The organism is Paraburkholderia sp. BCC1885 (assembly GCF_900996235.1).
Lineage (GTDB): Bacteria > Pseudomonadota > Gammaproteobacteria > Burkholderiales > Burkholderiaceae > Paraburkholderia.
On record NZ_CAAJGM010000232.1, the window covers coordinates 1 to 23,255 of the forward strand.

A 23,255-nucleotide genomic window follows, 5' to 3' on the forward strand; every position below is an offset into this window, starting at 1 on the left:
TCATGTCGTGCATCTGAATCCCGATCACGCTGAACAAAACAGCGCCATCGCGCAACCCCGGCACCAAGAGCGAAAAGCAGCGTAAATCTTATGCGGCGAGGCGACAACTACCTTGAAAACTTCCGATCGGACGCCGCAAGATGTAATTTGAGCGTGCTAACTTGGTCCGGGGTGACATGTTGTTGACTGCGCGTGCTCATGTTGCCGGGTAGCATGACTTGCATCGAAGCCGCATTCACATGAAAGGAGCATTCGCGACATGGACCACGCCGGGTTGCAGGCAGGCACACACGTGAGTCTCGATTTTCAAAGCCACCTCGCAGCACTTGAGGCCGAGGGCCTGCTTGTCCGGATCGAGCGCCAGATCAACAAGGACACCGAGTTGCATCCGCTGGTCCGTTGCCAGTTCCTGGGTGGTATTCCCGAGGATGGCCGTCGAGCCTTTCTCTTTACCAACGTGGTGGACTCGTCCGGCCGTCGCTATGACATACCGGTCGTGGTCGGCGCATTCGCCGCGTCGCCGAGGATTTATGCGATGGGAATGGAGCGCGCCGTCGCGGATATCGGTATCGATTGGCTGCACGCCCTCGGTAACCCGATCGCACCGGTTACTGTCACCGATGCCCCATGTCAGGAGGTGATCATCAAGGGCGATGATCTTCGACGGCCTGGCGGCGGCCTGGCTGCCCTTCCGGTGCCAATTTCCACACCGGGCTTCGACTCGGCTCCCTATCTGACTGCCACCTTGTGCGTGACGGCCGATCCCGACAGCGGGGTGCGCAACATCGCCACCTATCGGGCGGCCTTGAAGAGCACGGATCGGTTGGGCGTGCGTATGTCATCACTCATCGGCGGTGCGGGCGGGTATCTTCACTGGTGCAAATATCGTGAGCGCAAGGAGCGGATGCCGTGCGCCATCGTCATCGGTGCTGCCCCCGTAATCATGTACACCGGTCCGGAAAAGCTCGCGATCGATCAGGATGAACTGTCGGTGGCGGGGGCTCTCGCAGGCAGCGCGATTCGGACCACGAAGGCTGTGACGGTCGACCTGGAGGTACCCGCCGATGCGGAGATCGTCATTGAGGGGTTGATCGACACCGACTTGCTTGAGCCCGAGGGGCCATTTGGCGAAAGCAACGGCTACGTCGCCCTTGAGGATTTCAATATGTCGATGGAAGTGACCGCTATCACGCACAGGCACAAACCGGTTTTTGCGTCCATGATCAGCCAGGTCTCGCCGAGCGAATCAAGCGTCATCAAAAAGCTGGCGATGGAGCCGCTGTTCTTGAATCACCTGTGCGACCACCTGTCGCTCAAGAGCGTGCGCCGCGTGGTCATGCACGAACCACTGAGCAACTTGCGGCCTATCATTTTCATCCAGTTTTCGAATGACTCACCGAAAAGCGAGATCTGGCGAGGGTTGCAGGGCACCGCCGCGCGGCTGGCCGATTGCGGCAAGCTCGTCATCGCGGTAAGTGAGGATATCGAGCCGGACCATACCGATGCAGTGATGTGGTCGTTGGCTTATCGTTGTAACCCGATTGAAGACGTGCACATCGCGCCCTACCGTTCTACCGGGCATTCACCAAAATCAGGACCGGCGCACGCGGACTCGACCATGCTGATCGATGCGACGCTCAAATACCCGATGGCGCCTCTTGCATTGCCCGGGCGTGAATACATGGAGCGAGCCCGGACGCTGTGGCAGGAGCTCGGATTGCCCGTGCTCAGCCCGCGGTCGCCGTGGCACGGTTACTCATTGGGTGACTGGAACGACATCTGGGAGGACTTCGCGCGCAACGCCGTGGCAGGCGACTGGACGAAGAACGGCGACAACACGTGGGCGCGACGCCGTGGTGGACTGACGCCGGAGACACCGGCGCGAACGGTTGAAACCTCAGACGGCGCAAAATAGAAGGTGACCAAAACCTTGCGCGCTGCCGCGTGGACTGGCCGCGTCGTAGAAGACGCGAACCGGTTCATCCAGATGGACACGCGCGGTGGAGGACAGCGCGTAGTTGACTGGCTGAGCGGCGAACCGATGCCACCTATCTGCTGACCGCCGGCCTTTCGTTCCGACGCTAACGCTACACCAGGTCCAGGCATCCAGCCCCAGGGTATGTCCGGTTCGTTGACCCATGTCAGGTGCTTCGACGAGCTCCAGCAGCAAACTGGTTCATATGCCGACCCATATCTACGCGTAAAGGTTAATCATGCGACCTACCTTGGTGAGATTTAGCCATACACCTTATTCGAGCGAGCTGACGAAGGAAGTCGGGAAGTATGCAGAACGGGTGCGAAAGCTGCATCCGGAGATCGAGTGTTGTTGTGTAGAGATCGAGCGCCGCAGCACGAATCGATGCCCGTCTGCCCTGTTTGACGCGCGGGTGGAATATCGGCTCCGCGGGAACCCGGTCGCTATCGTTCATCATCAATGCAACGATAGCGCATACCACGCAGTCGGATATGCGTTCCGTGCGGCCGAGCGGTCGTTGATGCTCTGGAGTGCTCCTGTTGCGCGAGCGGGTTGATCCACTGTTGCGCTGCCGGTCTTCGGGACGCAGATGTAACAGTGACAGCATGTTCGGAAATCGCGGCGACAAACCAATCTTGATGTGGCAGGAGTGATCGATGCAAACTACGAACGATGTTATCGCGGTCGCTCACGCCATTCAGCAGTCAGTCTCTCCCGTGTTTCTTCTTACTGGGGTAGGCGCGATCCTTAACGTCATTTCGGGACGTCTCGGCCGCGTTATCGACCGCATCCGCGCACTGGACATGAGCGGCGAGGAGATGCGCATCGCGCATAGATCTGAAATGGAGGTCCTGCTGCGCAGGGCACGGTGGGTTCACTGGGCTATCATTCTTTGCACCACGTGCGCCCTGTTTATCTGCATCGTGATTGCTGCTTTGTTCGTCGGGTCCGAACTGGGCCGGGACCCGTCCAGCACAATATCACTACTCTTTATCGTGGCGATGATTGCGCTGACTTCCGGGTTATTGTGTTTTCTTCGTGAAATTGCCTTGGCTACCGGCAACATCGCCGGGAATGCGAAACCAGGTTAAAGCGGGGCAGCGGAAAATGGCGTACACGTCGATGCGCCTACGTCTGCCTACATCGACCCGCGTTGCGACGTTGCGGAGTCCCGTCGCGTCATGGCCGGAATGCCTGCAGGCGCCGACTTCCCTCAAATGCTGTCGAGTCCTTTGATGTCAATAATTCTTGTCTGTTTGCCGTGCATGTCGATAAGCCCACGCTGCTGCAGCCTCGAGAACATCCGGCTGACGGTTTCGAGTTTCAGACCGAGGTGACAGCCGATTTCCTCGCGGGTCATTCGCAAATGGAACTCAGTAGGGGAGTAACCCCGATCCTGAAATCGTTTGGACAGATTCAGCAGGAATGCCGCCACGCGCTCTTCGGCGGTCATGCTGCCCATCAGCATCAGGAGTGCAGACTCTCGTACGATTTCCCGGCTCATGATCTTGTGCAGATGACGCTGGAACTCCCTGTCCTGCTCGGCTAACGTTTCAAGTGCCTTGAACGGGATTGCGCACATCACGCTGTCTTCGAGAGCAATGGCGTCGATCGTATGCTTGCCGGTCACAATTCCCTCCATACCCAGAAACTCTCCCGTAATCTGAAAGCCCGTGATTTGCTCTCTGCCATCGCGATGCATGACGATCGTCTTGGAAGAGCCTGCCCGGGTGACGTACAGATTGTGGAAAGTGTCGCCTGCTCGATATATCGCCTCGCCACGCCGGACCTTTCGGTTATTTCCGAAGATCCCTTTCATTTGGTCCTGACCTTTCGTTCCCGATGCGGCCGGCATGCAAAGATCACGTGTGTTGCATTGCGCACATTCGGTTTTGACCGCAATATTGTGCGGTACGGCGAACGGGGCGATTTCCACGTCGTTCTGCCGGATCGGCTCAACGGCAGCCCGCAATACCGCCGGACGGGAGAAACCTATGCGGCTCGCGTCGATCGGCATGAACTGCAGTGACGGATTTTCAAAGCCGCGCGAACGCGCACCTGCGGATTGATCGGTTACGCTGTTCAACATGTCTTTTCTCCAGCAAGGGAGGGGAGCGGAGGGGATCGGCAATGAGGCCTGCGGGCGGCAGGCCCACTCATTGCCGAGGGCCGGAACATCTCTTGATGGAAACGATTGTCTGCGCAATGCATGGTGCCCACCATCGGGGATCAATATGAATTCTTGTAGGTGTTCCCCTACAAATGGCGGGCAGCCACGCAGCTAATGGACGAAGCTATACCAGAAGACCATTTTCGACCGCGTAGCGGGTCAGTTCCGCGTTACTGGCAAGTCCCATTTTCTCGAGAATGCGCGTACGGTAGGTTGTGACGGTTTTGGGGCTGAGGTGAAGCAATTCGCCAATCCGGATCAGGCTTTCGCCGCGGGCGAGCAACTTCAATACCTCGAGTTCCCGATTTGATAGGGCTTCGTGGGAGGCAACGCTTTGCCCGCTGATCATGCCGACGAATTTTTCTGCGAGGGAAGGGCTCACGTACTTGCCTCCGGTCGCGGCTTTCCGTACGGCCGCGATCAGCGTAGCGGTCGGGCTGTCTTTGGTGAGATATCCGGCAGCACCCAGCTTGAGCGCACGCAGCGCGTAGATTTCCTCCGAATAGGTGCTGAGAATCAGAACGGCGAGCCCGGGCTGAGCGACGCGTAAAGACTTGAGCAGGTCAAGGCCATTCTTGCCCGGTAACGCAACATCCACCAAGGCAACATCGAAGTTCTGGTCACGTACGAGGCGTAGCGCATCCGACGCGGTTGCGGCTTCGCCGACAACGCGAATTTCGCTCGCCGAACTGAGCATGAGACGGACTCCGTTGCGGGCAACGGTATGGTCGTCCACCAGTAATACCTTGATCGGTTCAGCTTCCACTTCCATGCTCCACGGGTAGTCGCAATACTACGGCGGTACCCATTCCCGTCTGACCTGTAACCGTCAGTTCACCGCCGAAATGCCGTGCACGTTCGCGCATCCCCAGAATTCCCCACGACTGACGCTCAGGCGGATGGGCGGTTTCGATACCTTTGCCATCGTCCCGGATTTCGACAACGATTTCACCGTCCCGCTGCGCTGCGTGAATTGATACGTGCGACGCTTCCGCATGGCGCAGGACATTGGTCAACGTCTCCTGCACGATCCGAAACAGCATGGTGCTGCGTTCAGGATCGATGGGCGTCGACACTGCGCTGGCGTCGATAGCGCATTCGCACATCAGTTCCGAGCGCATCTCTATCTGGTTAGCGTACCATTCCAATGCTTCCCAGACACCAAGCTGGTCCAGTACGCTCGGACGGAGGTCGGTAATGACCCTGCGCACCGCTTCGATGGCCTCATCGCAAAGACGGGCGGCATCGGTCAACAGTGGATCCTGCGGCATGCCTGCCTGGACTGCCCGCTCGCCGGAGACGGATACGTATGCCTTGATGCCGGTCAGCAGACTGCCAAGTTCGTCATGTATTTCCTGAGCGATACGCTTGCGTTCGTTTTCCTTGATCATTTCCTGATGCGCGGCAAGCGACCGCAAAGCCTCTCGCGACTGCCGCAGTGCATCCTCCGCAAGCTTGCTCTGTGTGATATCGACCAGAATTCCTTGGAGAAAAAGTGGTCGCCCCGAATGGTCGAGAACTGCCTGCGCCTGATCGCGAAACCACAAGACCTCGCCGTTTCTGGCTACCAGGCGGTATTCGACGCGCAGTGGATGACTGTCCGCGAGGCTGTCGACCATGGCTTCCTGCACACGGGCGCGATCGTCCGGATGGATCTGTCTCGCATGGAGGCCAGGGTCCGTCAGCCACTCCTGCGGGGAAAACCCCAAAATGGAAATTTGCGGGCTGATGTATCGAAGCGAATTGGACTCCCCAATGGAAGAGATGTAGGTGATGGCCTGAATCTGTTCGACCAGGATGCGAAACTTGGCCTCGGCTTGACGTTTTTCCTCCAGCATCTGCTGGGCTCGCAGCATCCGTTCAATCGCGGCGGGAAGCTGTTTCAGATACTGGTGTTCGGAGTCCTTGCCCAGGTAGTCCCGTGCGCCACTTCGCATCAACGCCGCAGCTACGGCGGCGTTGTCGCCGCCTGTCAGCACCATGACCGGGATGGCGATTTCTCCAGAATCGTTGGCCAGCGCCGCCAGGAATTCCAGGCCATTCTGATCTGGAAGATGGTAGTCGAGCAGGATGCAGTCGGGTTTTTCCAGACCGACGAGCCGCAGCCCTTCCTGACCGGTTTCCGCTTCGAATAGCACGAAGTCATATGACTCGTCCCTGGAAAACGCACGACGGCAGGCGATCCGGTCCACCATATCGTCGTCTACGAGCAGTATGCGAATTTGCGGTTTGGTCATGGTCGGGCGAGCGGTCGCAAGCGTCGTCAGGTGTTTCGCGACGCTGTTTTCAAGGCATTTCGCTGATGGACCAGTACAGGTCGATGGAGCGCATGACTTCCACGAACTGCCGGTAGTCCACCGGCTTGGCCATATAACCAGCCACGCTGAAATTGAAGCTGTTTACCTTGTCCTGCTGCTCCTCGGATGTGGTGAGAATCACGACCGGAAACCGTTTGAGCTGGTCGTCGTTCTTGGCCACCTGTAGAAACTCGATGCCATTCATGACGGGCATATTGAGGTCGAGCAGAATAATGCATGGCTTTTCGTTGGCGGGATCTCGCAGATAAGCCAGAGCCTGCTCACCATTTTCCTGTGGGATCACCGGATTAACGACGTGGATCTCTTTCAGGGCACGTCTGATGGTCATGATGTCCACCTCGTCGTCCTCTACCAGGAGAATCGGTTTATTCGGCGTCTTCATGTAACGTTTCCCTTGTGTGGTTTTCTGGGCTTGCCCATGGGCAAGGTAAAGAAAAATGTGCTGCCAGCTCCAACTGTCGATTCGAGCCAGATTTCTCCGCCATACATCTCCAGAATTTTCCTCACCAGCGCCAGACCGACACCGGTGCTCTCGACCTTGTCGCGTGGGACCAGGGTCTGAAACAGCTGGAAAATTCGCTCGAAATGGCGCTTCTCGATACCCGGGCCGTTATCGGTCACCGAGAATTGCCATCGATCGCCCTTTGCGGCGCAATGGATACGGACTTCTCCCGCGGGCTTGTCCATGTATTTGATCGCGTTCGAGATCAGATTCTGGAATACCTGCTGCATCCGGGTCCGCTCGCCGACGACGCTGGGCAGCGAGTCTTCTATCGTTACCTTGATGTTGCCAGGCGGCGCGAGCAGATCGACTACTTCGCGTACCAGCACGTTGAGATCTACCGCGACCGTTGTTTCCTTGACGCGCCCGACGCGAGAGTACTGCAGAATGCCGTCGATCAGGGCACTCATCCGATGTACACGGCTGATCAGTAACCGCATGTGCTCGCGGCCCTCGTCGTCGAATTTGTCCGCGTAATCGGTGGACAGCCAGTCCGCCAGTGAGCCAATGGCGCGTAGCGGCGCCTTGAGATCGTGTGATACCACGTAGGCGAAGTTCGTCAGTTCCTCGTTGGCGCTGCTGATTTCCTGCAACAGCTGTAGGCGTTGTTCCTCGGCATGCTTGCGCTCGGTGATATCTCGCACTACCCCTGTGAACATGCGGCGCTGGCCGAGATGCATTTCCGCCACGGCGAGGTCCATTGGAAACGTTGTGCCGTCCTTGCGCAAACCGACGACTTCACGGCCGATACCGATGATTTTCTTCTCGCCGGTCTGCCTGTACCGGGCGAGATAACCATCGTGCATATCATGGTAAGGCGCTGGCATGAGCATGGAGATGTTTTCCCCGATCATCTCGGCACTCGTGTAACCGAACAGGCGCTCGGCACGCGGATTCACGCGTTCCATCAGGCCTTTTTCATCGATGGTGATAATGGCGTCTACCGCTGTATCGACGATCGTCCGCATGCGCGCTTCGCTCTCCAGCAACGCTTCTTCGGCCTCTTTGCGGGACGTGATGTCGTGAATGGTCGCCATCACCAGCCTTAGTCCCCGGTCTGTCCTGAGCGGGGACAGGCTGACCTCGATAGGAAACTCTTCACCGTTCTGACGGCGGGCGCGCAGTTCCATCCCGATGCCCATTGGCCGCGAGTGCGGGTCGGCAACATAATCCGTGCGCCTCGCGACGTGCGTTTCCCGGAAGCGCTCGGGCATCAGCAATTCCATTGGCTGGCCGATAAGCTCCGCGTGCGGATAGCCGAAAAGCCTTTCGACCGGTGGATTGGCGAGAACGATCTGACCGTCGCGATCAACGATAAGCATCGCTTCCGTGGCGGAAGTCAAAAGCCAGTCAAGAGTCTGACCTTCCAGGATGTGCTCTTTCATAGGGTTGAGCCGATTCTCTGCGCCAGATTTGCTGTAGCCGACAAGCGAGCCCCTATCCCTGGCGTTTGCCGTCATGGCGCTGGATGGGCACCCGGTTTTCAGTTGGGGGCCGTGATTGTGGTACGGACGTTCAAGATTGCGCGAAAAACCGGGATAACGCAGACTTTCGGATGAGGCACTGGTGCGGGACCCGCCTGAAGCGGCGTGGCCACACATCGGCAGGGTCAGCGATTGCTGATAAATCTATCAATATGAAGTTTACCAGTCCGCAAGTGTTTCCGGTAAAAGGCCTGTACTAAATCCGTTGGGTCGTGGAGATTGCAACGAAACGGCGGTTGCTCGCGCAGATGTGAGTGTAATGAAATCGTCAGAAATGGATGGGCTCGTGTCGGGTGGGGTCGACGACCATTAGCTAGCTTTGCCCCAGCGGGCCGGCCATATTCACGTTTACAGCAGGTCGTCGTTAGGTATTTTGTCTGCCAGAAGGCGAGTGCGCAGATCAAAGACCCGACAGACGAGACCGCCGGCAAGACGGCCGGCGGGCGTGAGGCTGATTTCCTGCGTCCCGACTGTGAGAAGACCGGCGCGCTCCAGTTTTTCGAGCTGCTTCCATTCACTAGCGAAAGTGGAGCGAAAGTCGATACCGTACGCGGCTTCGATCGCAGCGATGTCGACAAACAGGTTGGTAGAGATGCTCATGATGATCGTTCGCCGGATCAGATCGTCGGGCGTCAAGAACAGTCCTCGCTCGACCGGCAGTTGCCCCGCGCGAAGCATCGACGAGTACGACTGAGGAAGACGCTGGTTCTGGTAGTACAGCGCTCCAACGTAGCCTACCGTACCCGGTCCGAGCGCGATCAACGTACTTACCGGCTGCGCCGAATAGCCGTAGGGCTGGCGTGTCAGACAGCCCCGACCGTGAGCGATCGCATGCGTGTCTGTGCGCAGCGCGAACACGTCTGAAGCAATACACTGGTAGCCGGCATCGATGAGTGTCGCGGCTATCTGATGTCGGTTATCGCTGATGCTCCTCAGCACCGTCTCCGGAAAGTTCGTTCCGGGCATCGCTGAATCGCATTCCCGCGTCAGCATGACGCGAGTCGGCCGACAGGAGATTACCGCATCGATGGGTGCAAGCGACATCTGCCGCGGTTTGCGCGCACCGTCGATGGGCAAGTCCACCGCAATGGAGCGAAAGCCGGCTGCACGCGCTGCAAGTACTTGTTCACGGGTGAAGTCATGGTCGACGTCGCGCGCACGCGCAGTACCAATATGCACTGAGGTAGCACCCAACTCGTGCAACAGAGGTAAGGGCTCCTTTTCACGCCCCGAAGAATCGATTCGTACCGTTAAGCTGGCTTCGGGCGTGAGCTCGAAGTGTTCGCCGATGGCTCGACGGATCCGCTGTAACGCGACGTCGGGCAGGCTGGCAAGTCCTGTCGACCAGTGGACTTCGCACACTTCCTGTCGGGTGTCCCTTGCCGTGCGATAGAGAGCCATTTCCCGCTCGAAGTGATCGACGCAGACGTTACCATCGACGCAGTCTTCGTGCAGGTGAGGACATTCATCACAAGCTGTTAGAGGAGAACCGATATCGATGGAGGCAGGGCGCAACCAGTGGGGCACGCGACTTGCCTTTACCCACGCTGTGACGATCGACGTGTCAAATGCTTCGGCGAACCACTCGGTGCCCGGGTAAATTACATAGTCGGAGCCAGTGTCGTGGCCGGTATGCGTGAGGCTGGATCTTGAGTGCATATATTCCTGGCAGCGAATGGCTAAGGCACAGTTCCCCGTGGTATGTAACCCATCGTAAGCGAATGATTGCTACCCGGATTGACTCAGGTCAACCCGGGTCCCTGCAGGGATGATCTGGTCGCGAATGGCGCCATCCACGGCAAGTCTTCACTGTTGATGGATGAGGGTTTCCACCAGCAAATATCAGAATGAGTCATGCAATCGCGAAACGACGAAACAGGACCTGCTTCACGGCATCCAGGATAAAGGCAAGCGCGATGGCTGCTACGCCCACCCCGGCGACGATCTCGAGAGGCAGGCTTGTCATCAGGATGCCGTTGATAGCCAGGAAGCCGATGATCGTGATGTCGGCAATCGAGGATGCCACGAGCCATCGACCCGGGCGTGAACTCCAAAGGTGCTGTCTCTCACGCACGACATAAAAGATGGCCTGGCTGCTAAACACCAGCGTCACCACCGCCAGCGTGCGTAGTGAGTTTGTATCGAGGCCGATCACGAACTTCCCGGTTGAAAGGCTCGTCACGCAGAACGCCAGGTCGACCGCGCCCATCATGATGCCCGCGATGGTCAGATTGCGAATTCGCCAGATATTCGGCTGGGGAGACCACCGGACGTTGTCGGTCGACGACGACATTGCAAGGAAGTCGCCCGTGACCATCATCAGCACCATGAGCATGGGTGTCAGAATGGCATGGCCCGTGATCAGGAGGCCCGCGGCCAGAAACAGCACCTGCACGACCTTATGGATAATGGAGCGCAACGTGTAGGTGAGGATGCGCTGGAACGTCGTACGTCCCTCCTTGATCAGGGCGACGATACCGCTAAGGCCGGGCTCGGTCAGCACGACGCCCGCGGCCGATTTGGCCACATCGGTCGCGGTGGAAACGGCGATGCCCATTTGCGCCTGGCGCAGCGCGGGCGCGTCGTTCACGCCGTCGCCGCACATGCCGACGATATGTCCACTGCGCTGTAGCGCCTTGACGAGGCGATATTTGTCGTCGGGCAGCACGCCTGCGAAGATCGCGAAAGCCTCGGCCTGAAGATCGTCGGGCAGCGGGGTGGTGGTGCAGGTCACGCCCTTGATGCCGACGGCGTTTGCCACGATTTCTGCGGTCGTGCGTGCATCCCCAGTCACCATGACGGTGCGTACACCCAATGCGCTGAGTTCCGCAACGAGGGCGGCCGAGCCTTCGCGGGGGGGATCGCTGAGCGCGATGAGCCCTGCCATCGCCAGCGAGCCGGACGGCCCCGCAGCGACGGCGAGAACCCGGAAGCCCTGGGCCTCGAGTTCGTCGGCCATGGATGATGCTGCGGGACACGGCTGCGCCAGCCCGGCGATCATGGCGAATGCGCCTTTGACGGCTTCGAGGGTGCGACCGTCCGCTGCGCGCAGGGTGGCGCCGGAGCGTTTCAGCGCCGGGTCGAACGGCACGAATGCCGTCAGTTCCAGACGGTCGCTGCAGGGTTTTGCCGCCGCGGCGTTCCGGATGGCAGTATCGACGGGATCCTGGCCGCCGTCGGAGCTCGCCAGCGCGGCCAGCGCCAGGACGTGGGCCTCGTCGAATGCCAGCATGGGGCGCACGGACATCACCGCGAGTTCGTTACGCGTCAAGGTCCCCGTTTTGTCTGAGCACAGGACGTTGATACCGGCCGCTTCGTCTACCGCGGAGAGGCTAGTCGGTAGCACGCCGCGGCTTGCGAGCGACCGTGCGCCGACCGCCGCGGCCAGGGTGAACATTGAAGGTAGCGCCACGGGAATCGCCGAGAGGACAGCGACGAGCAGAAGCGGAACGAGCTCGGAAAACGGCATGTGAAGCAGGAGCGCATAGGTGCCCAGCAGTACGGTCACGGCGCCGTTGAACAGGACCAGATTGCGCACGACCCGCAGGACGATCTTCTGCTGAGAGCTTTCCACAACGGCTGTGCGAACGAGCTCCGCCGTCCGACCGAATTTCGTGCGCGCCCCGGTTGCCGTGACTTCAGCCACCGCTTCGCCGCGTCGTACCAGTGCCCCAGCACAGGTTTCGAAGCCAGCTCCAGCATCGGTGGGGATCGACTCTCCGGTCAGCATGGACTGATCAAGCAGTACAGACCCGTCGATCAGTCGAACATCCGCCGGCACGACGGTGCCGAGGGATAGCTTCACCACGTCGCCCGGCACCAGCTCCGGTACGTTGACTGTGGTCCACTGTCCGTCCCGCTTTACGGCGGCGACCATCGCCAGGCGCGACTTGAGCGCATCAAGGGTCGCCTGGGCCTGGCCCTCCTGAAAGAATCCCAGGGCGGCATTGAACACTAGCAGCAACAGGACGACGCCGGCCTCGACATAATCTCCGAGCCATAGCTGTAACAGGATCGCTGCTTCAAGCATCCAGGGGACGGGTGCCCACAATTTCCTCGCGGCACGCCGCAGGGGGTGTTGCGCAACATCGATCACGGCGTTTGGGCCGTTTTTCTCGAGGCGGAGGCGAGCCTCCGCACTCGTCAATCCGGTGGGTTCATCAGTCAAGGCATGCTCCTGGCGTCTACGGCCGGTCGAAACTGTCGGTTGCGCCTGGTAGGCGAAACGTCGGCGTGCGAAGGGTGTCGCGAAGCGATGATCGGTTTCCGATATCGTCTGAGCATTGATTTGCGTCAAGCGGACTGTGTTGGCACCGGGAAATTCGCTGCCCAGATAGCTGGGGAAACGCCGACTGTGAGTTCCATCCATCGGCGCTTGCGAGCAGCGGCGATGGCAACCATGGACTGATCGGCGCAGCCGCGCGTGTGGCACTCTCCAGCCGTTCACGATAGGGACTTGTGCCGCTCTGGGGCGACGTCGATCGCGCGCCGCGAAAACGAAACTGGCCGGCGAACGGACGGCTAGGTGCCTGCCGGCCGACGCGCTTCACGGACGCACGATGCTCCAGGTTTGGTCCGGATCGTATTGCATCATGAGACGCACAATGGAAGCGGAGCCGGAGCCGCGATTTTTTTCAACCACGATGCCGTTCTGGTGTTCACTCTCAAGCCTGGTCAGATAACGCGTACGGCTCGCCGGCCCTGTCGTGCGAGTAAGCATCGGGCCGCCGCGGCTTCGCATTTGACCAGCATCAACAGGAAGCAGGTATTCAGGCCACGCACAGCGAAGGATGCCGTTCTTCGCTGCGGATGAGCCAGACCAGATTCGTTGGCGAGCGACCGTACGGCCGCTGCACTTACGCCATCGCCATGGCATAGGCACGGCGATACGACGTTTATTGTGAAAAATGAAATTCGAAAACACAGAATTCGGATGAATCAAATATTGAAGACAGCAATGAAGTCGTTCGCGCAAGAATTTATTTGCCGATTGATTTTTTATTGGTGTCCGATAAAGCAGATATTTTTCCAATTTTCTCGCATTCTTCATCGAATTGACGCAGACGGCGAGGGAATTCCAGCGACCTTCTGTGTCGTTTCTTTGTGGAATCAATCGATGGCTTTCGATATTCTGAACCTTTCTTTTCTTTCAATTATTAGGACCGTAATAATTTAATTTCCGGAAAGGATCTGGAATTGACCTGAGTCAATCTCTTGCGGGTCGGCGCGAATACATTCGTGACGAAGGGTGGAACGAAGTCGCGTCTGTGTCGCCGTTGCCAACGCAAGCCGATCTGTTTGATCACAGGCAATCGCGTTCATTGCGCAATCCGCAGTACGGTTGCCGCGGCCGGGCATCGGTCCCTGAACGTCCTCGTTGCCGGTGCGGCGAACCGTTCTATCCGGCACTCCCCGCTGCGTGCGTTCGCGCCGGCGAAATCTCCTTTATGAGGATCGACAATGACGGCAAGTGAAGACTTATCCGCGCAGCCACATTCCTGGTTCAGGCTCAGGGACGGCAAGCTGGCGCGGCTCAAGGCGGCGCAGCCTTTCGCAAATGGCAAGGTACTCGATCGAAGCCGTATTGTTGAGGCCCTGCAAACCATCATCAAACCCGGGGACCGTGTCGCCCTCGAAGGTGACAACCAGAAGCAGGCTGACTTTCTTTCCCGGGCGCTCGCTGAAGTGGATCCGTCGCTGATCCATGATATCCATCTGCTGATCTCGACCATTAGCCGTGCCGAGCATCTCGACATCTTCGAGAAGGGCATAGCGCGCAAGCTCGACTTTTCATTCGCGGGGCCGCAGAGCCTGCGCGTCGCGCAACTGCTTGAAGACGGCAAGCTGGAAGTCGGGGCGATCTACACGTATATCGAACTCTATGCGCGGATGTTCGTTGACCTGACACCGAACGTCGCGCTCGTCTGCGCAGTCCAGGCCGATCGCGAAGGCAATCTGTACACCGGGCCCAACACTGAGGACACGCCAACGATCGTGGAGGCAGCCGCGTTCCGTCACGGCGTGGTGATTGCCCAGGTCAATGAGATCGTCGACACGCTTCCGCGTGTCGATATCCCATCTTCATGGGTCGATTTCGTCGTCGAGGCTGACCGGCCGTTCGCGATCGAACCGCTCTTCACGCGCGACCCACGACACATTGATGAGCTGCAGATTCTGATGGCAATGATGGTGATTCGCGGAATCTACGAGCGGCACGGCGTGAGCGCGTTGAATCATGGCATTGGCTTCGACACGGCCGCCGTCGAGCTTCTGTTGCCCACCTATGGGGAGTCGCTCGGCCTGAAGGGAAAGATCTGCCGCAACTGGGCGCTCAATCCTCATCCGACGTTGATTCCCGCGATCGAAAGTGGCTGGGTTGAGAGCATCCATTCGTTCGGCAGCGAGGTTGGCATGGAGGAATACATCCGTGCTCGCTCTGATATCTACTTCGTGGGCCACGACGGCAGCCTGCGGTCGAACCGGGTGCTATGCCAGCTCGCCGGCCAATACGGCGTAGACCTTTTCATCGGCTCCACACTGCAGATGGACGCCGACGCCAATTCCTCGACAGTCACGCTCGGGCGTCTTGCCGGGTTCGGCGGCGCGCCGAACATGGGACATGACCCCCACGGCCGGCGTCATAGCAGCAAGCCGTGGCTCGACATGATCACGTCACAGGCGCCGATCGTGCGCGGGCACAAGCTCGTCGTGCAGACGGTCGAAACGTTCAGACCAGGTGGCGTACCGTCGTTTGTCGAGCGCCTCGACGCGATCGAGGTGGGCAAGCGCAGCGGCATGGCGGTGGCGCCCGTAATGATCTACGGTGATGATGTCACGCATGTCGTCACTGAAGAGGGGATCGCTTACGTCTATAAGGTGCAGGGCGAGGAGCGCCGCGCCGCCATCGCGGCTGTCGCCGGCGCGACGGATATCGGCCGCAGCGCCGAACCGGGCCGCACTGCGGAACTGCGTAGCCGCGGGATCGTCGCCTATCCGGAGGATCTTGGCGTCAGGCGCATGGATGCGAAGCGCTCGCTACTTGCCGCACGCAGCATCGAAGATCTGGTGGCCTGGTCCGGAGGGCTCTATGCTCCGCCCGCACGCTTTCGCAGCTGGTGATCGCCATGGACTTCGGCATTCACGGGCAGGAACCGATGACTGGCCCCCACGCATCGGGGTACGGAGGCTTTCCCGATACAGCGAACGCTACTCGCTCGCGGCGCTCACACAAGGAGGCGGGTGTAGATCTGGCGTGTCGACTGGCCGATGCGGCCGTGAAGGCGCTGCTCGACGAGGCCGAGCTGACTCCCAAGCCAGCGCTTGTGGATCGCAGGGGCCGCGGTGCCCATGTCGACCTCGATCTCTCTGTCATGCGGCGCTCAGCACACTCGTTGCGTCCAGGCTTTACCGCAATGGCACATGCGGCGGCTTCGAGCCTGCCGAAGCGCCATCTGCGTGAAACGCTCGGACGGATCGGCCGCGAGACCGAACAGACGATGCTCGCGGTTACGGACGGCAGCAATGCGCATCGCGGTGCGATCTGGGTGATCGGCCTGCTGGTGGCGGGCACGGCGCGCGCGCGGGAGCGTAGCGCGGATGTCATTGCCGCGGAGGCCGCGGCCATCGCGCGCCATCGGGACCGGTTCGTGCCCGCAGTGGTGTCGAATGGCCAGCATGTCAGCCGCCGTTATGGCGTGCGAGGCGCGCGCGGCGAGGCCGAGGACGGTTTTCCCCACGTCGTTTCGGTCGCACTGCCAGCGCTTCGGGCGGCCCGGGGCGAGGGGCGCAGCGAAGACGCGGCCCGGCTCGATGCGCTCCTGTCAATCATGGCCTTGCTCGACGATACGTGCCTGTTGCATCGCGGCGGCATAGAGGCGCTATCCGTCGCCAAGCGGGGTGCGAGTGAAGTCATGGCCGCTGGCGGCAGCGGAACGTCCGCCGGACTGCGTCGGCTGGCGGCGCTCGATGCCGACCTGCTGACACACAACGCGTCGCCTGGCGGAGCAGCCGATCTGCTTGCAGCCGCACTGTTTCTAGACCATATCGAACGGGATGACCGCTTGTCAATTCCCGTTCAACCAAGGAGTCGATGATCAATGGAAACCCTTCGATATGAATATCCGGTTTCGAAGCCGGTCAAGCGTCGCGCCCATGTGGGCGTGGTGGGTTCGGGCGACCTTGAAGTGCTGATCGAGCCGGTAGACGGCGATACAGCGCAGGTGGTGATCAATACCAGCGTCGACGGATTCGGGCGGGTATGGAAGACCGTCGTCGACCGCTTTTTCACGCATTTCGATGGTCGCGTGGCGATTGAAATCAACGATTTCGGCGCGACACCGGGTGTCGTATTGCTGCGCCTGGAACAGGCTGTCGAGGAGTTAGGGCAATGAATGCACAGACTGACTGGAAACACTTTCTGGCGCGCAGGAGTTTCATTGAACTCGATGCGCGCGAGCGCACGATTGAGCTGCTGGACGCCGGCTCGTTTCGGGAAATCGTTGGGCCGTTTGACCGGCTTAAGTCACCATGGCTGCCGATTCAGGGCATCGTGGCACAGGCAGACGACGGCGTCGTGATTGCACGCGGAACGATCGAGGGCGAGCCGGCCGTGGTTGCCGCGATCGAGAGCGCATACCAGGGCGGCAGTATGGGCGAGGTGTCGGGCGCGAAGATCGCCGGGGCGCTGGAACGGGCACTGCGCGATAACGAGAACGGTATCCGGACCCGTGCGGTACTGCTGCTGGAGACCGGTGGCGTTCGCCTGCAGGAGGCCAACCTCGGACTTGCCGCCATCGCTGAAATTCACGCGGCAATCGTCGCGTTGCGGCGCTATGTGCCGGTGGTGGGCGTGATCGGCGGAATGGTCGGCTGTTTCGGCGGCATGTCGCTTGCCGCCGCGCTGTGCAGCTATCTGATCGTGACACGCGAGGCGCGGCTCGGCATGAACGGGCCCGAGGTGATCGAGCAGGAAGCGGGCATTGAGGAAATCGATTCGTCCGACAGGGCGCTGATCTGGAGTCTGATCGGTGGCGAACAGCGGGTGCGACTCGGCATGGTTGATGCGCTTGTCGAAGACGATGCCACGCAGATAGCGAAGCAGGTTCGCGCGATGTTCGCATTAGGTGTTCCCAAGGTACATCGCTGCGAAGCGCTGGATACCTATCTGCCGCGCATCCTCGAAGTGGACACCAGCAAACAGCTTACCGGCGTCGAGCTTGCGACGCTTTGGGGAAACAAAGGAGATTCGAAATGAGCGATGCTCTCACGATGCCCACCGGTCCTCATGCGAGCCGCGGGCGCGTATGGTTGCATGCGTTGACGGGGCAGGCGGGGCAAGGATTCGGCCAGAGTCACTCGGTGTTGTTCGCCGATGCGCCGCTCGGCGATATGGATGCACGCTTTATCGCCGTGGTGCCCGACCCGGCGAACCGGTTTCCCCGTGCGCGTCAGGGCGAGGTCGGACTTGAGCAAGGCTGGGCGCTGGCAAACATCGTTCGGCAGACAATCGACGCGCATCCCGGCGGCGACGAACAACGCCGTCCCATCGTCGCCGTGGTCGACGTCGTCGGTCAGGCTTATGGACGGCGCGAGGAACTGATGGGCATTCACATGGCCTGTGCTGCTGCGGCCAACGCTTATGCGCAGGCCCGTCTGGCGGGTCACCCGGTCATCGCGCTGATTGTCGGGCATGCGATGTCGGGCGCCTTTCTCGCGCACGGCTACCAGGCGAACCGCATTATCGCGCTGGACGCGCCCGACGTGCTGATCCATGCGATGGGGCAGGCCGCTGCCGCCCGCATCACCCGCCGCACGGTCGAACAGCTTGTCGAACTGGGCAATCGCATCCCGCCGATGTCGTACGACATCCGTAACTACGCGAAGCTTGGCCTGCTCGACAGCCTGATCGGGGGTGTTGATGCGGACACGCCGGATGGTGCCGCGGTACAACAGGTACGCAAGGTGCTAGCCGGCGCGCTTGACTCGATCCGACAGGATGGCGTGCGCGATCTGTCGGCCCGCTACCGCTCGAAGGAGGCCCGGACGACGCGTGCGGCCTCGATCGAAGTACGCAAGCGCCTCGCGGAGCAATGGTAAGCGGCAAAAAAAGCAACGGGGCAGGACCGGCACAGGTTCCGAAGGCCGCTGGGGGCAGCTTTCGCCGTGCACCCAGGTTTGCCGGTCGGATTCCAGCCGGTCTGTGGCGCAGGGGTGGCGGGGCCACGAAGGTGGTGATGGGTGCCTGTGGGGGTCCCGCTGCCTGGAGTCTCGCCATATCCAACCAGAATCCATCAAGAGAAGACGCATGTTCAACCTTATCGTTACCGCGCTGCTGCCGGTCTTTCTGGTGCTCGCACTGGGCTATTTCGCCGGCAGGCGTAAGCTTGTCGACAACCAGAATGTGTCGAGCCTCAATGTCCTGCTCATGCAGTTCGCGTTGCCGCTCACCCTGTTCATCTCGATTGCGAAGACACCGCAGTCGGTCATCATGCAGAATGGCCAACTGGCGCTTCTGCTCGCGTTGGGCCTCGTCATCGTGTATGCGATCGTCGGGTGGATGCACCGGACGATATTCGGCCTGTCGCTGTCTGACGCGGCGGTGCAGACGCTGACGATCGCGTTCCCGAATTTCGCATCGATTGGCTTGCCTCTGGTGCTGCCCATCTTCGGGCAACAGGCGTCACTGTCGGTTGCGATTGCGATCGCAGTCGGCTCGGTCACTATCTCGCCAATGACGCTTGCGTTGCTCGATCTGGACAAGGCGCGCCAGACGGACGCTGGCCATTCGGTATCCGCGGTACGTCAGTTTCTGATTGCACTCGGGCATTCGGTGCGCAAGCCCATCTTCGTGGGGCCGATGCTGGGCCTCATCGTCGCGCTGCTTGGTATCAGTCTACCGACGATTGTCGCAACGGCATTGGGGCCGATCACGGCGGCCACGGCCGGTATCGGCCTGTTCCTGACCGGCCTGATGCTGTCCGCCCAGGTGATCAAGATCGACGCTGATGTCACCTTCGGCACGGTGGTCAAGAACATCGTTCAGCCTCTGCTGGTTTTCGGACTGGCGAGACTCTTTCACTTCCCCGCAACGATTGCTGGTCAGGCGGCACTGCTGACCGCGATTCCGGCCGGATTCTTCGGACTGGTGTTCGGCGCGAGCAGTGGGGTCCGGCCGCCGGTGGCCGGTGCAACGTTGCTCGTTTCTTCGATCTCCAGCGTTGTTACGCTGTCGATTGCGATCTGGCTGCTTGCTCCGAAATAGCCTGGAAGGCATGCAAACGCGCTGGCAATCTGCCAGCGGATGCCGGCCGAGCGGCGCTCAACCCAACAGGAACGGCTCACCATGGACATTGCTTTTCTCTTTCCGGGGCAGGGGGCGCAAACGCCGGGCTTTCTGCACCGGTTGCCGACACACCCCGTCATCGCAGCGACCCTTGACGAAGCAGGTGCCGTTCTCGGCATGGATGCGCGCACGCTGGATACCGAGGCGGCGCTCGCGTCGACGGTCGCGGTCCAGTTATCGGGGCTGATCGCGGGCATCGCGGTGACGCGTGCGCTGAATGCCGAGGGAGTCGAAGCCGATGCGGTCGCCGGGTTATCGAGCGGCGCCTACACCGCAGCGGTCGCGTGCGGTGCGCTGGATTTCGCAACGGCACTACCGCTTCTCAAGCTGCGAGCGGAACTGATGGAGAGCGCCTATCCGCATGGCTTCGGGCTGGCGGCGCTGGTCGGGCTGGACGAAGCCCGCGTGGTACGCCTGATCGACGAAATCGACACCGGCGGACAGCCGCTTTATATCGCGAACCTGAATGCGCAGACACAGATCGTGCTGGCCGGCAGCGACGCCGCACTCGAAGTGGGTATCGAGGCGGCGAAGCACGCCGGGGCGAGAAAGGCTCACAGAATGGCAGTCAGTGTGCCGTCTCACTGCGCGCTGATGGACGATGTCGCGGCCAGGCTTAGCGAAGCGGTGGCCCGCGTCGAGATTGTGCGGCCGCGGATTCCCTACGTCGGGAATGTCGGTGCGCGCGTGTTGAGAGAGCCGCAGGACATCGGACGTGACCTGTCGACCAACGTGGCTCATACGGTGCGCTGGCACGATTCGATGACGGTTCTGTATGAAATGGGTGTGCGCTATTTCTTCGAATCGCCGCCGGGGACGGTGTTGACCGGGCTGATTCACGAGTCCTTCGACGATGCGAAGGCGCGTAGCCTGACCGATACGCCGATCGAGACGATCGTCTATCTGGCAAAACGTGCCCGGTCGTACGAATGATCGTAACGTTTCTTCCGTGGCCGTACGCCATTGGCATGACGGTAACTGGCGCCAGTCCGTCGGACCGGGCGTGGCAATGAGCGGATCCTTTCTCGTCCATGACCTCCTGCGGTTGCGTCTGCCGGCGAGGTGGGAGGGGGCACCGGCATGGGTGGCGGAGTCTCTGGAGCGGGCGCCATTTGCGGTCGTACGTCGTGCATCGTCCGAGGGCGGCAAGGTGCCCGGCGGTGTCCGGGGGCGTTCCCGCGACGAGCGCCATGCCATTTGGCTGGAGCACGATGCGATCATTGCGACGATCCGTCCAGAGCATCTTTTATGTGCTGCGCTGCACGCGTGCACGATTCGCGTTCCTGCGCTCGAACTGCTGGACCGGCTCAAGCCGGTTCTTGCTGGCCTGGGCCTGGATTGGGGCCCCACCGGCAGCGTTGGGTACGAACTGGCAAGCGGTATCCCGACCGCGACAGCACGTAGCGATCTTGACATCGTGATTCGCAGCGACAGGCGGTTACCCGTAGGGCTGGCGGTGGAGCTAGACCGTGCAATCGGGGAGCAGGCCCGCCGAGTGGGTTGTCGGGTCGATGCCCTGGTCGAGGTGCCGTACGGGGCGATATCGCTCGCAGAATATGCGAGGCGCAAAGTCGTCATGTTACGAACTCCGGCCGGACCGTGCCTGACAAGTGATCCGTGGGCGGCCATTATGGATAGCTGATTTGCCGGGTAACTCAGACAGGGCAAAAAACGAAGGCAAACGTTGATCGAGGTCGATGCATGGTCGGCGGCAACAGACTCGAAACGGATGCAAAAACCGATAGACAACGACAAGAAGGATACGGCCAGGATGCAATCGGATCGCCGGTCTCGGACAACGAGCTGATGGCGGTTCCTCGCCAGGGCAAAAAGCCGTGGCTTTGCCCGCCAGCGTATTGACCGACGAGTTGCACGTCGATCCGTTCTTTGGTGCCGCTCGGCGGCTTTCTTGCGGCCAGTTCGACGAAGCGTATATCGTGTACAACCATCTTTCCGGTTCGCCGTCATACGAGCCGAGGTTCGGGAGGGTGCTGCCGATTGACGAACTGAGGCCGGACAGAAAGCGTCGCGAGGCCGATGCCGGGATATATCTACAAACGCGACCCGAATCCAGTGGTTGACGCACTATTGCTTCGCTGTATCGAGTCGCTGATCTATCGGGCAATTACTGCGAACAATGCTTGTAAGCGCGGGTGCTGGCGATACAGGCGATGACCTACAACGCGGACCGCATTATCAAAGACCTGACCGTGCCTTACACAATATGCGTCGGAACGAGATTTCCACCGAGCTGTGAGATACCGTCATCGGCGCATCGGCGGTCTGACGGAGACTGAAATGAACAAGTTCTTGCGCATCGACTTCCTCCGTGTGGACGAACTGCTCTGTTCGAGTGAGGCCACCTTCGTCGTATTACCGGGTTTGTGATTGAGTTCAACACGTAGCTACGCAAGCCACTCGCAGCCGGCGATGTGTGTCTGCGGCTGGTGTTCGGCGATTTCCCCCGCGAACACGAGACTGCAGAGGCCGTCGAGGGTAGTCACCGCGCAGCCGTCCCGCAATGCGGGACGGCAAAAGCTCCAGTACTTCGCAGGACTGGAATTGACGCGTGCATTGATGACTGTCTCATCCCGCGTTGATGGCTCGGGCGCTGGCCCCGACGAACTGGAAACTGGAGTCGGTCGTTTGCGAGTTCCGGAATCTCTACTGACGTGGGCCGATAGCGTACAATTGTTCAGCGGCATCCAAGGTGTGCGTTTCGATCATCGGCACGCGCCTTGGCCTGCCGTAGTCGATAACGCAGCCGCTGAGGGCGGCGGCAAGGCGAGCATATCGACCGACACGCACAACGATTTCAATGACGTCTCCATAAGCATGCGTAAGAACGACATAAACGGCCCGCTTATCCTCTACTTGGCAGCGGTGAAAGACTGAGCGTCTGACGGGTTCACCGCCGTGTGTTTATCGGCAACAGCCTGAACCGATGCAATGTGTTTGGGCTGGATCACCCGATACGATAAACTGACTTCGTCCGGTTCCTCAGGAGAGTCGGCGATCGTCGACAGACCGTGTTGCCACCGGGTCGGTATCGACCGCGTGCCGGACTAGCAGTACCGGAACAGTTGCGATCTTGACGAAGGACTCCGCAACGCTGCCGACAAGCACGCGCCGAATGCCACGGCGACCATGGGTGCCCATCACGACCAGATCTGCTTTGCATTCCTTCGCAGCGCGGGCAAGCGCCTCCGCGACGGTTTCGCTATTCGCGTCGATCGGTCGAGCGTTTCCATGGAGACCAAGCTCATCGAAGCGCCGGCGCGCGTCCGCCAGCGCTTCGCGACCGGCTCGAACGCCGGCTTCGTCGAGAAGAGGTTCCTCACCGGAACCGACATTCAGATCCTCAAGCGGCATGGCATGCTGAACGATATACACGGCTTCGACAAACGCCGCGGCGGGCTGCGCGATTTTCAGCGCTTCTTCCAGCGCAAGTTGGGCGCACCGGCT

The 23,255-nt window shown here is 60.2% G+C and carries 20 protein-coding genes; 11 read left to right on the forward strand and 9 right to left on the reverse strand.

The features are described from left to right. Positions 1 to 259 precede the first annotated feature (259 nt). Complete coding sequence (locus FQ755_RS29440) at positions 260 to 1,915, forward strand: UbiD family decarboxylase (protein WP_144159292.1); 1,656 nt, start codon at positions 260 to 262, stop codon at positions 1,913 to 1,915. A gap of 716 nt (positions 1,916 to 2,631) precedes the next feature. Further along, positions 2,632 to 3,066 (forward strand): DUF2721 domain-containing protein, encoded by a 435-nt coding sequence (locus FQ755_RS29450; RefSeq protein ID WP_144159295.1) that lies wholly within the window; start codon positions 2,632 to 2,634, stop codon positions 3,064 to 3,066. A 122-nt stretch (positions 3,067 to 3,188) separates the two neighbouring features. Here FQ755_RS29450 and FQ755_RS29455 read toward each other — a convergent pair whose 3' ends face one another. The 8 genes from FQ755_RS29455 to FQ755_RS29490 all read right to left on the reverse strand — a co-directional run bounded on the left by FQ755_RS29455 (position 3,189) and on the right by FQ755_RS29490 (position 13,562). Further along, positions 3,189 to 4,064, reverse strand: a complete 876-nt coding sequence (locus FQ755_RS29455) for a helix-turn-helix domain-containing protein (RefSeq protein WP_409937780.1) — start codon at positions 4,062 to 4,064, stop codon at positions 3,189 to 3,191. Positions 4,065 to 4,269: 205 nt separating this feature from the next. Continuing rightward, the gene (locus FQ755_RS29460; RefSeq protein WP_144159298.1) at positions 4,270 to 4,917 is read right to left on the reverse strand and encodes a response regulator transcription factor; all 648 of its coding nucleotides are present in this window, start codon (positions 4,915 to 4,917) and stop codon (positions 4,270 to 4,272) included. Beyond that, positions 4,901 to 6,382, reverse strand: coding sequence for a PAS domain-containing protein (locus FQ755_RS29465; RefSeq protein WP_144159301.1), 1,482 nt, complete (start codon positions 6,380 to 6,382; stop codon positions 4,901 to 4,903). The genes FQ755_RS29460 and FQ755_RS29465 overlap by 17 nt, the downstream gene beginning before the upstream one ends. Positions 6,383 to 6,431: 49 nt before the next feature. Beyond that, positions 6,432 to 6,845, reverse strand: a complete 414-nt coding sequence (locus FQ755_RS29470) for a response regulator (protein WP_144159304.1) — start codon at positions 6,843 to 6,845, stop codon at positions 6,432 to 6,434. Next, positions 6,842 to 8,350, reverse strand: coding sequence for a sensor histidine kinase (locus FQ755_RS29475; protein ID WP_144159306.1), 1,509 nt, complete (start codon positions 8,348 to 8,350; stop codon positions 6,842 to 6,844). Before FQ755_RS29475 ends, FQ755_RS29470 begins: the two co-directional genes overlap by 4 nt. A gap of 447 nt (positions 8,351 to 8,797) precedes the next feature. Beyond that, a complete protein-coding gene (locus FQ755_RS29480) occupies positions 8,798 to 10,108 on the reverse strand; it encodes a hypothetical protein (protein WP_144159309.1) in 1,311 nt (436 codons plus the stop codon). Positions 10,109 to 10,301: 193 nt separating this feature from the next. Continuing rightward, entirely contained in the window at positions 10,302 to 12,617 is a 2,316-nt protein-coding gene (locus FQ755_RS29485) for an HAD-IC family P-type ATPase (RefSeq protein WP_260858909.1), read from the reverse strand. 378 nt (positions 12,618 to 12,995) lie between these two features. After that, on the reverse strand, positions 12,996 to 13,562 hold the full coding sequence (locus FQ755_RS29490; protein WP_144159315.1) for a DUF2950 domain-containing protein: 567 nt from the start codon (positions 13,560 to 13,562) through the stop codon (positions 12,996 to 12,998). Positions 13,563 to 13,909: 347 nt separating this feature from the next. Between FQ755_RS29490 and mdcA the strand changes: the two genes are divergently transcribed. From mdcA to FQ755_RS29535, 9 genes are all read left to right on the forward strand, one after another. Further along, positions 13,910 to 15,568 (forward strand): malonate decarboxylase subunit alpha, encoded by a 1,659-nt coding sequence (gene mdcA / locus FQ755_RS29495; protein WP_144159319.1) that lies wholly within the window; start codon positions 13,910 to 13,912, stop codon positions 15,566 to 15,568. Positions 15,569 to 15,573: 5 nt separating this feature from the next. Beyond that, a complete protein-coding gene (locus FQ755_RS29500) occupies positions 15,574 to 16,542 on the forward strand; it encodes a triphosphoribosyl-dephospho-CoA synthase (protein WP_144159322.1) in 969 nt (322 codons plus the stop codon). A gap of 3 nt (positions 16,543 to 16,545) precedes the next feature. Next, positions 16,546 to 16,839: a malonate decarboxylase subunit delta gene (locus FQ755_RS29505; protein ID WP_144159325.1), complete on the forward strand. Its 294-nt coding sequence runs from the start codon at positions 16,546 to 16,548 to the stop codon at positions 16,837 to 16,839. Continuing rightward, complete coding sequence (locus FQ755_RS29510) at positions 16,836 to 17,702, forward strand: biotin-independent malonate decarboxylase subunit beta (RefSeq protein WP_144159328.1); 867 nt, start codon at positions 16,836 to 16,838, stop codon at positions 17,700 to 17,702. Before FQ755_RS29505 ends, FQ755_RS29510 begins: the two co-directional genes overlap by 4 nt. Further along, positions 17,699 to 18,544, forward strand: a complete 846-nt coding sequence (gene mdcE, locus FQ755_RS29515; protein ID WP_144159331.1) for a biotin-independent malonate decarboxylase subunit gamma — start codon at positions 17,699 to 17,701, stop codon at positions 18,542 to 18,544. Before FQ755_RS29510 ends, mdcE begins: the two co-directional genes overlap by 4 nt. Positions 18,545 to 18,647: 103 nt before the next feature. Next, on the forward strand, positions 18,648 to 19,709 hold the full coding sequence (locus FQ755_RS29520) for an AEC family transporter (protein ID WP_260858910.1): 1,062 nt from the start codon (positions 18,648 to 18,650) through the stop codon (positions 19,707 to 19,709). An 81-nt stretch (positions 19,710 to 19,790) separates the two neighbouring features. Beyond that, positions 19,791 to 20,723 (forward strand): malonate decarboxylase subunit epsilon, encoded by a 933-nt coding sequence (gene mdcH / locus FQ755_RS29525; protein WP_144159334.1) that lies wholly within the window; start codon positions 19,791 to 19,793, stop codon positions 20,721 to 20,723. 76 nt (positions 20,724 to 20,799) lie between these two features. Beyond that, a complete protein-coding gene (locus tag FQ755_RS29530) occupies positions 20,800 to 21,432 on the forward strand; it encodes a malonate decarboxylase holo-ACP synthase (RefSeq protein WP_144159337.1) in 633 nt (210 codons plus the stop codon). 920 nt (positions 21,433 to 22,352) lie between these two features. Further along, positions 22,353 to 22,685: a hypothetical protein gene (locus FQ755_RS29535; protein ID WP_144159340.1), complete on the forward strand. Its 333-nt coding sequence runs from the start codon at positions 22,353 to 22,355 to the stop codon at positions 22,683 to 22,685. A 105-nt stretch (positions 22,686 to 22,790) separates the two neighbouring features. Here the strand turns inward: FQ755_RS29535 and FQ755_RS29540 are convergent, their stop codons facing one another. Beyond that, positions 22,791 to 23,234, reverse strand: a complete 444-nt coding sequence (locus tag FQ755_RS29540; RefSeq protein ID WP_313957486.1) for a universal stress protein — start codon at positions 23,232 to 23,234, stop codon at positions 22,791 to 22,793. Positions 23,235 to 23,255 lie beyond the last annotated feature (21 nt).